General features: G+C 37.7%; 12 protein-coding genes. 7 read left to right on the plus strand and 5 right to left on the minus strand.

Annotated features, from left to right (window positions below; all coding sequences use genetic code 11):
* Positions 1-47 precede the first annotated feature (47 nt).
* The 4 genes from prdB to NE558_RS02540 all read left to right on the plus strand — a co-directional run bounded on the left by prdB (position 48) and on the right by NE558_RS02540 (position 4,295).
* On the plus strand, positions 48-773 hold the full coding sequence (gene prdB / locus NE558_RS02525; protein ID WP_256148336.1) for a D-proline reductase (dithiol) protein PrdB: 726 nt from the start codon (positions 48-50) through the stop codon (positions 771-773).
* Positions 774-858: 85 nt separating this feature from the next.
* The gene (locus NE558_RS02530; protein WP_256148337.1) at positions 859-2,103 is read left to right on the plus strand and encodes a glycine/sarcosine/betaine reductase component B subunit; all 1,245 of its coding nucleotides are present in this window, start codon (positions 859-861) and stop codon (positions 2,101-2,103) included.
* 212 nt (positions 2,104-2,315) lie between these two features.
* Positions 2,316-3,323, plus strand: a complete 1,008-nt coding sequence (locus NE558_RS02535) for a proline racemase (protein WP_256148338.1) — start codon at positions 2,316-2,318, stop codon at positions 3,321-3,323.
* Positions 3,324-3,395: 72 nt separating this feature from the next.
* Positions 3,396-4,295, plus strand: a complete 900-nt coding sequence (locus tag NE558_RS02540; RefSeq protein ID WP_256148339.1) for a TSUP family transporter — start codon at positions 3,396-3,398, stop codon at positions 4,293-4,295.
* Positions 4,296-4,739: 444 nt separating this feature from the next.
* On the opposite strand, the gene NE558_RS02545 is transcribed toward NE558_RS02540, so the two are convergent.
* From NE558_RS02545 to NE558_RS02555, 3 genes are read right to left on the minus strand one after another with little or no spacing between them, the layout of a single operon-like run.
* Complete coding sequence (locus NE558_RS02545; protein ID WP_256148340.1) at positions 4,740-5,027, minus strand: DUF2087 domain-containing protein; 288 nt, start codon at positions 5,025-5,027, stop codon at positions 4,740-4,742.
* Between the two features lie 2 nt (positions 5,028-5,029).
* Positions 5,030-5,371 (minus strand): GIY-YIG nuclease family protein, encoded by a 342-nt coding sequence (locus NE558_RS02550; RefSeq protein ID WP_256148341.1) that lies wholly within the window; start codon positions 5,369-5,371, stop codon positions 5,030-5,032.
* 56 nt (positions 5,372-5,427) lie between these two features.
* Positions 5,428-5,643: a helix-turn-helix domain-containing protein gene (locus NE558_RS02555; protein WP_256148342.1), complete on the minus strand. Its 216-nt coding sequence runs from the start codon at positions 5,641-5,643 to the stop codon at positions 5,428-5,430.
* A gap of 181 nt (positions 5,644-5,824) precedes the next feature.
* Here NE558_RS02555 and NE558_RS02560 point away from each other — a divergent pair, with 181 nt between their 5' ends.
* Complete coding sequence (locus NE558_RS02560; RefSeq protein ID WP_256148343.1) at positions 5,825-6,739, plus strand: hypothetical protein; 915 nt, start codon at positions 5,825-5,827, stop codon at positions 6,737-6,739.
* A gap of 154 nt (positions 6,740-6,893) precedes the next feature.
* Here the strand turns inward: NE558_RS02560 and NE558_RS02565 are convergent, their stop codons facing one another.
* Both NE558_RS02565 and NE558_RS02570 read right to left on the minus strand, forming a co-directional pair.
* Entirely contained in the window at positions 6,894-7,526 is a 633-nt protein-coding gene (locus NE558_RS02565) for an HAD family hydrolase (protein ID WP_256148344.1), read from the minus strand.
* Between the two features lie 13 nt (positions 7,527-7,539).
* On the minus strand, positions 7,540-7,833 hold the full coding sequence (locus NE558_RS02570) for a thiamine-binding protein (protein WP_256148345.1): 294 nt from the start codon (positions 7,831-7,833) through the stop codon (positions 7,540-7,542).
* Between the two features lie 158 nt (positions 7,834-7,991).
* Between NE558_RS02570 and fumC the strand changes: the two genes are divergently transcribed.
* Both fumC and NE558_RS02580 read left to right on the plus strand, forming a co-directional pair.
* The gene (fumC, locus tag NE558_RS02575) at positions 7,992-9,356 is read left to right on the plus strand and encodes a class II fumarate hydratase (RefSeq protein WP_256148346.1); all 1,365 of its coding nucleotides are present in this window, start codon (positions 7,992-7,994) and stop codon (positions 9,354-9,356) included.
* A 609-nt stretch (positions 9,357-9,965) separates the two neighbouring features.
* Positions 9,966-12,213, plus strand: a 2,248-nt coding sequence (locus tag NE558_RS02580; protein ID WP_256148347.1) for an S-layer homology domain-containing protein, incomplete at its 3' end; no start/stop codon positions are given.

Genomic DNA, 12,213 nt, shown 5'->3' on the forward strand with positions numbered 1-12,213 from the left:
GCTGATAACAAACACAATATTTTAAGTTATAACAGGAGGAGAATTTCATGAAATTAACAACACTTGAAGGAATGCAATCCGAAATCTTTGTTCCGGTGACACCAAAACCCGTTTTTACTGAATTGAAGAAACCAATTAATGAGTGCAAAGTGGCATTTATCACTGCAGGAGGAATTCATAAAAAAAGTCAGACTCCATTTAATACCTCTGGAGATTTCTCCTATCGTACCATTGAATTTGATACACCATCCTCAGAATTAATGGTAACCCATGGTGGGTTTGACAATTCAGATATTAACAAGGATATAAATGCCATGTTTCCTATTGATCGTCTTCATGAATTGTTAGAAGAAGGCTTCATCGGCTCACTTCCCAAAGAGACATACACCTTCATGGGCGGTGGTGGAAATGTTGAAAAATTCAGTAATGAAACCGGGCCCGAAATTGCGAAAAAATTAGCGGCGCAAGGTGTTGATATTGTGGTATGCACAGGTGGCTGCGGAACTTGCCATCGTTCCGCTACCATTATTACCCGTTGTTGTGAAGCAGAGGGAATGAGTTGTGTGGTAATTGCCGCACTGCCTCCTATCGCACGTCAGCAAGGTGCACCAAGGATTACGGCGCCTCATGTTCCCATTGGTTCCAATGCAGGTGCACCTAACAACATTCCAATGCAGACAGCCATTTTGAAGGAATCCTTGGAGTGGGTAAGGGATTGCCCTAGCTACAACGGTTTAAAAGTGCTCCCTTATGAGTATAGACATAACGTATAACGATTTGCGTTTGTAATGAATGAATAGAGTACGGATGGAAATTTGTACTCTATTCATAATCAATGCAAGTACAAGGGGATGTGTTATGGGATTAGGGCCAAGTACAAAAATGACCACGCTGCATCACTTTAACTGCCCAATAACGAAACAGTTGCGAGGGGATAAGCAACTGGATTTTTGTGGAATCATTGTCAATGGTGTATCTGAAGGATATGACGATAAAGTGTTCACCGCACAGAGAACCGCAGATATTGCCAGTTGTATGAAGGTTGATGGGGCAATTGTAGCAATAGATGGATGGGGGAATCACCTTATTGATTTTGTAAATGTGATTGAACAGTTAGGAATCAGAGGGATACCCTCAGTTGGTATGAGTTACATAGGGCAACAGGGACGTCTGGTGTGTACCAACCAATTTGTTGAAACCATTATTGATTTTAACAAAAATGCTTCTGGATATGAATCCTGCATTATAGGGGACAACAATTTAAATGAGTATGATGCTATGAAGGCAGTGGCTTTACTTAAGCGCAAGTTGGAAAAAATGGGCAAGCTCCGTAAGGATATAGAAATAGAAGAGAAAAGGGTAGGGCGGTTAATACGTAAGAATTACCCCATCCAAGACATTCAATTTGGCAGAAAAACAGAAATCTCACGGGGCGTTTTGACAATTAGAAAAGACATTGCAGAAAACTTCATACACTATGAATCTCCAATAAAAGAGATGGATATCCGAATAATTAAACCTAATGAGCATCATCAGTTTATTCATTCGAATTTGGATTTCATGCCTATAGCTTGTAAGAAAAGCGGAAATTTAGGGGATGGTGAAACTCGTCTTTTAACGGGCGTAACGGCTATGCTGACTGGAATTGAGGAAGTAAGCGGTTTTCAACCATCGAATATTGGATCATCAGAAGGCTATATGGATCATTGTATTCGATATAATCAGGCGGGGACGCCAGAAGAAAATCATATTATCCTCCACATAGATTTTTTGTTTCGGAATGGAGAGGGGCGTACCACAACGGGAATTCGAGCGGCTCATCAAATGGCGGATAGAGTTTTGGAAGAGATAAGGATGGGAATGAACAATATTGAAGATAAGCCCTATGCAACCGATGTATTCTATGATGTGATTAGGCCAAATGCCAGCAGAGTGCTCCTAGTAAAGATTGTTTCCGGTCTTGGCAATATGTATGAAACTGCAGTGTTTCCCAATCAGCCCTGTGGATATATAGGTGCCAGAAATTTGATTGATATGAGAAACATTCCTGTAGTAATAACACCAAATCAATGTTTGGACGGAGGGATTCATTCTCTGATTTAGGGTAGAGCAAAGCTATGAATGTATAAAATGGGAATTTGCCAAGAATGGTAGACAGAACTAATCCAAATAAATCCAAATAAATCAATGGGCATCTATTGTCCCACTGGTCGTAAATGAAGATGAGGCCAAACCAATTGAAGATTCCAATAAAACAAATGGTAAAAAGATTGCAGTTTTTCCAGACTTAGAATAAGAGAGGAAGAAGAGGGATTATGAAAGCCATTAGAGCAATTCATGCAATTGATTCTCATACTATGGGCGAACCTACAAGAATTGTAATAGGTGGAGTTCCGGTGATACCGGGAAAAACAATGTCGGAGAAAAAGGCATATTTAGACGAAAACTTAGATTATTTACGCACAAGTATTATGCATGAACCAAGGGGACACAAAGATATGTTTGGCTCAATCATTACCCAGCCCATATCGGCAGATGCAGATTTAGGCATTATCTTTATGGATGCAGGTGGATACCTAAATATGTGCGGTCATGGCTCAATTGGTGCGGCAACAGTTGCTGTTGAAACGGGCATGGTTCCTATTGAAGAACCTTATACCTACGTAACCCTTGAAGCTCCCGCCGGTTTAATTAAGGCGAAGGTAAGAGTGGAGGATGGGAGGGCCCAAGAAACAACAATTACAAATGTTCCATCGTTTTTATATAAAGAGAATGTAGAAATTGATGTTCCTCAGATTGGAAAAGTTGCCATTGATATTGCTTTTGGGGGGAGCTTCTTCATTCTTGTGAAAGCAGAGGATGTGAATATTGAAATCAGTCCATCCAATGCTCAGAAAATCTGCGCCTTGGGAATGTTGATTAGAGATATTGTAAATAAAACCATAGAAATTAAACACCCAACACTGACGCATATTCATTCCGCAGACTTAGTTGAATTTTATGGACCTGCAAAAAGTGAGGGCGCTTCCGCACAAAATGTTGTTGTTTTTGGGGATGGACAGTTTGACCGATCACCATGTGGAACAGGAACCAGTGCAAAAATTGCAACACTATATAGCAAAGGACGCATTGGTGTCAATGAAGAATTTGTTTATGAAAGCATCACTGGAACGATGTTTCAAGCAAGAATTATAGGGGAAACACAAGTAGGGGAATTTAAAGCGGTGATTCCCGAAATTAGTGGTAAAGCCTTTATAACGGGTATTAACGAGTTTCTGATTGACCCCGATGACCCATTAAAATATGGCTTTGTGGTGGATTGATTTAATCGTTTTGTTGTGATTACTGGAGGGGAAGCGCTATTTTCATTACTAAAAATGAGGGAGGAATAAAACGTGCTGCAAATCGTTCTAGGACTGCTCTTTGCGATTACATTGTATTTTACAATAGTCTTTATGAAAGATTTTTTGAAAGTAAAAAAAGCGGGGGAACTTGAAAAAACGAATTTTTTTGCCCTCGGAGCCGTTGGGTTTGTTACGAATTTTTTTGACACATTAGGGATAGGAAGCTTTGCACCAACAACAGCATTATTTAAGTTTTTTCATTTATCAAAGGATAAGAATTTACCGGGAACTTTAAATGTATCCATGACAATTCCTGTTGTGCTTGAAGCTTTTATTTTTCTTACGGTGATCCAAGTGGAGGCGGTTACCTTATTTAGTATGCTTGGTGCAGCGGCAATTGGAGCTGTTCTTGGGGCAGGGGTTGTATCAAAACTTGATGAGAAAAAGGTTCAGATGGGTATGGGAGTCGCACTGTTGATTGTTGCGGTGATTATGTTGTTTAGCCAAGCGGGTATTTTTCCTGTGGGTGGAGAGGCTATTGGCCTTACAGGGGCAAAATTAATCATCGGCATTGTTGCAAATTTCATTTTAGGTGCACTTATGACTTTGGGTATTGGATTATATGCACCTTGTATGGCACTTGTGTATGCGTTAGGACTTAGCCCTAAAGTTGCTTTTCCCATTATGATGGGGTCTTGTGCGTTCCTTATGCCGGCAGCTGCTGTGAAATTTGTAAAAGAAGGAGCTTATGATAAAAAAGCATCCATAGCTATAACGGTTTTTGGTGCAGTTGGTGTGTTAGTAGCGGCATATATTGTGAAGTCAATGCCATTAAACACACTAAAATGGCTGGTAATCGGGGTAATTCTATACACATCATTTGTTATGTTTAAATCTGCCGTGAAGAAAACGGAAATTCCAGAGGATATCACAACGAATGAAGAGTTATAGGATGTTACATATTAAGACATGGTAACAAGCAACGAAAAAATAAAGTTTATATCTTCTTGTAAACTCAAAATATAACTTAAAAAATATAGTTATTTTGGGCAAGACCCTATTTGGTTCTTGCTCATGTTTGCATTCTAAAACCTAATTAGAGAGTTTCCTCATAAGCTATTTAAGTTTTCTATAAAAAGTTGTCGGTAGGTCTTCTGTGATAAGATATATAATCATAGGGGCTTTTTTTATTGTGCAGTAAGCGAATGAATCTTTAATTATGAACTTTATAACTTGGATGAGTTTTGAACACTTACCATGTTATGATTAAAAAGGCAATAACTGTTTTGATTTTGCAATGGTGTTTTATAAAGATAAAAATACAGGAAAGGACAGAAGCAATAAAATCAGCTCTGCCCTACCCCTATATTTTAAGTTTAAATAATAAATCACAATTTACAAGTGGTTGCTCTCTGCCTGCAATGGTTTCCAATAACGAGAACCACTTGGTTCGCGGCATAATAATCCGTTATCAACAAGCTCTCGCCTGAGAATGAAATAATCAGAAAAAGTGTGCCATTCATCGCAAAGGCTATTTACCTCTTTCTCGGTATAATTGCGATTGGATTCAAATTTTTCCGCCAAATAGCCTAAAACTTCAATTCTATAGGTATTCTTCTCCGGCAATTGTTTGATTTTTCCCGTTTCATCTAGAAACCTATTTATAATATTTTTTTGTTCCAAAATTATTGTCCTCCTTCCGATAATTTATCAATCCATATTTCTAACAGAGTGTTGATATCCTCTGTAAATTCACTTTCTGTTTGCAGTTCTTTTTTTTCAAGTTCCTCTAAAATTTCATAGGAAAAAGAGGATTTTCCAAATTGATTCCATGCTTCAGCCATACATGGTTCTGGGCTGGAATCCATGGATAAAGAAAATTGAAATCGGTTTTTCGAGCCTTGTAAATCTGTTGCTGCTCGAACCCAAAATGCCCCATTTCCACTACACAAAATGCGGAAGACGCCTCCCACGAGTATTCGATTTTTATATTGCTCCTTTAAAGCTTTTTTCGAAAGCTTATCCATTTGTTTCACCATCCTTATCATTTATCTGTTTGTCTATATTGCAAAGAAAAGAGTTATCATGGTTTTTCATATAGCTTTAACAAATCTCGAACATCAATTTCTAAGATATTTGAAAGCTTTAGAATGAGGCGGATATCTGGCTTACCCAATCCGCATTCCCATTTTGAGATTGCTTTATCGCTGATGTCTATTTTGTCAGCAAGTTGTTTTTGGGTCATTTTCTGTTCCAAGCGTGCTTTACGAATGATAGAGCCGATTTGTTTATTTTGCATGATTTCCCCTCCATAAACCAATTGTAACGCATAACATAAAATTTTAAAATAAACGCTCCGTAGAGTCCAATGGTTTAATGTCTATTTATAAAGATTTCCTTAATTGAATGGAAAAAATTATAAAAAGTGTTAAAATACTTAGATAAGAATAAAAAAGAGAAAAGTAAAGGAGGAATTTGTTTTGAAACAAACACTAATTGGTATGTGCTGTTTGATTCTAAGTTTAGTTCTTGTGGCTTGTGGAAGTGACTTTGCTAATAGCTCAACCAGCTTCTATAGTAATTATACAGCCATGGAAAAAAACGATAATTACGAAATATCGGGAAAATGTCTGGTTGTGAATACTTTGAATATTGTATATATTTCTTCTTTTGAGGATAATACTGTGGATTTGTCTGGTGAATTAAAGGGAATATCCGATGATGTTAAGATAGTTTATATCAATTCGGATAATAAGGAGACGGTTATATCTGACAGCAATAAAAATGGGAAAAAGGGCAAATTGCAACTGAATACGACTATTAGCTTGGAGAAAGGGGATAGCCGCATTGAATTTAGAGGGAAGAAATCCACTTTTAAATTTAACCTGTCGTTTTTCAACATAGATAAGGATAAAATTGAGTATTTCAGTGCTGAAAAAGAAGAAGATGAGTTAGAAGAAGAAAATTTTATTGATGATGAAATGGAGAGTCTTGATTTTGAAGATAAAGATAACAATAAAAAGGACAGTGATAAATTGCTAGATGAGATTACAGTATCTTTCACAGATAAAGATGACAGTTCTACTATATTAAATACTTCTCTTGATAAAGATACAAAAATCAAAGTTTTAGTTGATGCTGGTGTCAATAATATAGATAATAAAGATAATTTATCCTTTAGTGGTTTTAGTTTAAAATATAAAACAGAAGAGGATAATACAATCGATGTTTTGAAATATAAGACAAATGAATTTGCCATGGGTGGCTATCGATGGAAGAATAGTTTTACTCAAGAAATTGATTTACCAAAGGGTACAAGTGAATTGATTTTTGATAGCTATGGCGGCAAAAATTACGAGATAAACTTAAATATTCAAGTCTTTGCAGTTGACTGATATTATATTAGCGATTGCGCTGGGAAAACTCTTGAAGCAATACATAATCAAAGGCAAACCCCTGATAATAAAAGTAAGGAGATACGTAGTCAGCATAATACAACGTATCTCCTTTTTATAAGAAATAAACAGTTGTTATAGCGGATTTTATTAATTATAATAACTCTTTATAGCTTTTTATGTATTTATCAGCATAAGAGCATATTTCACTGCTGTCCGCTTCTGTAACGGGGTCAGCAATGGCATAAACGGTAAATCCACCTTTTTTTGCACCCTGCACAGCATAAAGGGCATCCTCAAAAACAATGGTATTTTCCAAAGAGCCACCCAGTTTTTCCATGGCAATGCGAAAGACATCAGGCTCGCTTTTAAAGTGCCCGGTTTCACTGCATGTTAAAATAAATTGAAAATATTTTAAGAGATCAAGGCGCTCTAAAGCTGGACGAATATAACTTGCCTCTGATGCAGTTAAAACGCACATTTTAGTGCCATTGGCCAATTCTCTATCTAAAAAATCTCTGGCATATGGCTTAAGAGGAATTGTATTCTTATATGCATCTTCTACATAATAAATAATCTCCTGAATGATTTCTTCCTGACTATGGGTTACGCCTAAATGAGAACGAAAATATTCAGCTGTTTGGCCAATTGTTTGCGCTTTTACAACACTATGTAAATTTTCGGGGACAGCAAAACCATGCTTTAATAAGAAATTACGCCCTGTGTCTTTCCATATTGGCATAGAATCAATTAAAGTTCCGTCAAGGTCAAAAATAATACGCTTCATAAGTACTCCTTTGTTATTTAAATTTATCTGTTTTTTCAGCGATAGTTAAAACGCCACTGGGATTATGAAAAATTTTCACATAGGACTTGGTGGATGGTGCGCCTAGCTCCACAGGGATTTCCTGACAACGCTTTATAATAGACATTAAGGTCTCAAAATCACCTTCTATAGTGGTTTCAAATGGGCCGACCATATAATTGCAGCCTGTGGAGTCGATGTATTCAATCACATGATCCACAATGGCACAGATTTTATCGATTTCTGTAATATCGGGCAATACTTGAATAGCAATGCTTGTTGTATACATTTTCATTCCCCCTTTTTGAGCAGTGTACCATTTTTTATATAAAAACTCAAGAATTGTTCCGGATTTTTTCTCATGAAGCGATATATTTTTAGGTAAATTTTTGCTATAATCTATGCTAGAACAATCTAAGTAAATTTAAGCATATAAGGAGATTTGTCATGGAATATCGTATTGAAAGAGACTCTATGGGTGAAGTTAAGGTTCCGGTTGGCGTGTACTGGGGAGCCCAAACCCAAAGAAGCTTTGAAAATTTTAAAATCAGCACCGAAAAAATCCCTATGGAGATAATCTATGCTTTTGCAATTCTGAAAAAAGCAGTTGCCAAAGCAAATAACCGTTTGGGTAAGTTGGATGATAAAAGATGTGCATTGATTGGTCAGGTTTGTGATGAAATTCTGGAAAAGAAGCTTGATGATCAGTTTCCATTGGCTGTGTGGCAAACAGGCAGTGGTACACAGTCCAATATGAACGTTAATGAGGTGATTGCCAATCGTGGAAATGAAATTGCAGGGGAAAAACTTTTGCATCCCAATGATCATGTGAATATGTCTCAAAGTTCAAATGATACCTTTCCCACGGCAATGCATATTGCGGCAGTTTTGGAAACGAAAAAACAGCTTCTTCCTGCCGTTGAGAGGATGATTTCTGAGCTGGAACGCTTGGAAAGAGATAATTTGGGAATTGTGAAAACAGGCAGAACCCATTTGCAGGATGCAACACCAATTACCTTTTCTCAAGAAATCAGCGGTTGGCGGAATATGCTGGAAAAAACAAAGGCAATGATTGAAACTAGCCTTTCAGGGGTGCAGGAGCTGGCATTAGGTGGCACGGCGGTAGGAACAGGATTGAATGCGCCAAAAGGTTTTGCAGAGGCTGCAGCAGAAGAAGTATCCAATTTAACAGGTACACATTTTATTACTGCGGAAAATAAGTTTCACGCTTTAACTGCAAAGGATGAGTTAGTTTTTGCCCATGGGGCATTGAAAGCATTGGCAGCGAATTTAATGAAAATTGCCAATGACGTGCGCTGGCTTTCTAGCGGACCCCGATGCGGTTTAGGTGAAATATTAATACCTGAAAATGAACCGGGAAGTTCTATTATGCCTGGAAAGGTAAATCCAACCCAATGTGAGGCCATTACAATGGTGGCTGTTCAGGTTATGGCTAATGATACTGCCGTTGGTATTTGTGCATCTCAAGGAAATTTTGAGCTGAATGTTTACATGCCTGTCTGTATTTATAATTTTTTGCAGTCTGTTCGGCTTTTGGCAGATGGTTTGGAATCCTTCCGCATCAATTGTGTTTCAGGCATTCAGGCGGATAAGGAAAAGATGCATGAAAATCTGCACCGCTCCCTGATGTTGGTTACTTGTTTAAATCCTTATATCGGATATGAAAATGCAGCAAAGACAGCGAAGAAAGCTTACGGTGAAAATATCTCTTTACGAGAAGCTTGTGTAGCCTTAGGGTTTTTAACAGAAGAAAAATTTGATGAGGTGTTCCGCCCTGAAAGTATGGTTTAATCATTGAATATTTGAATTGCCATAGCTCCAAAGTGCTCTTTTTGCTGGTTGAGAATAAAATTTAAGAAAAAGTTCCTTTAATTTAAGTAATTTTTAAAATATAATCCTTCAAACTGATGTAAGATTATTTTACTGGGTCTGAAGGATTTTTTAACAAATGTAAAATCTAGGGAAATTTCAGTAGTCTGCTTTATTGTTAAAACTACAAAACTGATTTTCCCTCAAAAATTACAATTAAATTCCTTTTTCTCTTAATTAAAATAGTTATAAAACGAGATAGAAAAATGTAACCAATGAATGTAACTTACAATAATTGTTATTTTTTCTTTTGGGATTATTGTGTAAAAGCCACAATTTTGATTAAAAACTGTGTATACAAAAACAAATGTATAGTGAAAGATGTATATTAAAACTGTCAATTTCTATACAATATTTTCCAATTGAATCCATGTAATAATTAACGAACAATGCTATAATGATATCATGGGTATGTTATTAAGAGTTGAAATGCCCTATGAAATGAAAGGAATCGGGGGTGTGATTAAGAAAATCTGAAACGTTTGATTCATACATTTTAGAGTAACGTAATGAAAAGGGGGAATACATAACGTGAAACATTTAGTACAAAACAAAAAGGCTTTATCTATGGCGTTAGCTGCGGCTTTGGCGATTGCGCCTGTAAACGCCTTCGCTGCTTCAAATGACGTTCGTGGTCATTGGGCTGAGAGAACAATTACACAATGGAAAGATAAAGGGTTAATCGGTGGCTACCAAGATGGTACCTTTAAGCCGGATAAGCCTGCGACAAGAGCTGAGTTTGCTCGTATTATGAACCAAGCATTGGGCTTGAATCATAAAGGAAATGTATCTTTTTCCGATGTTTCCAGCAGTGATTGGTACTATAATGATGTAGCCATTGCAATGGGAGAGCAGTATACAGCGGGTTATCCCGACGGTACCTTTAAACCCAATGAAATTATAACCAGAGCACAGGCAGCAGTTTTCATTGCAAAGGCGCTTGGAGCATCTGGAGGTTCCTTGGCATCCTTTAATGACGCATCCAGTATCCCAGCGTGGGCACAGGGTGCAGTTGGCGGAATTGTTGAAAAAGGTTATATGAGCGGCTATCCTGATGGAACATTCAGACCAAATGCTGTTTTAACCAGAGCAGAGGCTGTTTCTACCTTAAATAGAATTATGGGTGTAAAACCTGTAGAGGAAGAAACAAAGAAAGTAGAGAAAGACGTTGTAATTGATCAGAGCGGTACAAAGCTGAAAGACCAGACTATTGAAGGAAACTTAACCATTTCTGATAAAGTTGGTAATGGTAAAGTTACTTTAAGCAATGTCGAAATTAAGGGTGATTTGATTATCCAAGGTGGCGGAGAAAACTCCGTTTACTTAGACAACACAACTGTTGAAGGTAAGACAGTTATGGATAAAAAGAATGTTCGTCTTGAGCTTTCCGGAAAAACAAAGCTTCCTAATGTAGAAATTAAAAAAGCATGTAACCTAACTGCTAGCAATTTCTCCGGAGAAGTAAAAAGAATTAGCATTACATCTTCCATTTCTGATAAAACAACAATTGGTGTGGCAGCAGAGAAGCTGTACGTTGAAAGCAAAGCAGATCTCTATATTACAAAAGACATTGACCAAGTAGTTGTTGAAAAAGATGCTGCCGGAACAAAAATTGAGGTTGGCAGCAACAGTAAAGTATCAACCCTTGCGGCAGATGGAAAAATTTCATTGAACGGTAAAGGTAAGGTTTCCACATTGGAGGCTAATGTTGATGGTATTACATATGCTTCAGACATTACAATTACCAAAACAGAAACAGCCAAGGGTGTTGATAAACCTGAAAAAACAAACAAAAACGGAACTGGTGGTGGGTCATCTTCTGATTCTTCCTCTTCTAGCAAAAAGAGTGTAAGTGCAATTGTGGTTACTGGTACTGCGGTAGTTGGCGCAAAACTAACTGCAACAACAACACCAACAGCAGCTACTGGCACATATCAGTGGCAAAGATGTGATACAGTAAACGGAACATACACAAATATTACTGGTGCCACAGCAAGCACATACACAATTGCAAGTGGCGATGGAGGTAAGTATTTAAGAGTTGTTTTCTCTGCTTCAGGTAAATATAAGGGAACACAAATCAGTACAGCAACAGCTAAGATTGTAGTTGACACAACAGCACCTGTAGTAACCCTAGGTGTTGCGAACAGAACAAGTGACACAGCAGCAACAGTGAAGTTTACATCAAACGAAGCTGGTAAGTATTACACAGCAGTAGTGGATAAAGATGCAACAGCACCTACGATTAATACAACAGGAGTTGGAACAGCCTGCACTACAGCAGAAACAACAGTAAGTGTGACTTTGACAGCAGGAGATAAAGACGTATACGTAGTTGTTAAGGATGCGGCAGGCAATGTAAGCACTCCAGTGAAAATTGCAGTTGCAGCATATGTAGCACCAAAAGAAATCACAGGATTTACAGCATTAACAAAAGTAACACTTGATGCAGATGAGCATTTGGTTAACTTGGCAGTATTAAAAGCAAGCGGGAAGCTTCCAACAAAAGTAACTGTAACAGATGGGACAACACCGGTTGATGCAACAATTACAGACTGGACAGGAACATTTGATGGAACAGCAACAGGACCAAAGACATTAACAGCAGTGTGGACAATGCCAGCAGGATATGTAGATGCAGTAGCACCAATTAGCGTAACTATCGCAGTTGATGTTGATGTAGTTCAGACAGCAGCACCTGATACCACAGCACCTGTAGTAACTCCAGGTGTTGCGAACAGAACAAGTGACACAGCAGCAACAGTGAAGTTTACATCAA

Origin of the sequence: Anaerotignum propionicum, assembly GCF_024461735.1 — a bacterium.
Classification (GTDB): Bacteria; Bacillota; Clostridia; order Lachnospirales; family Anaerotignaceae; genus Chakrabartyella.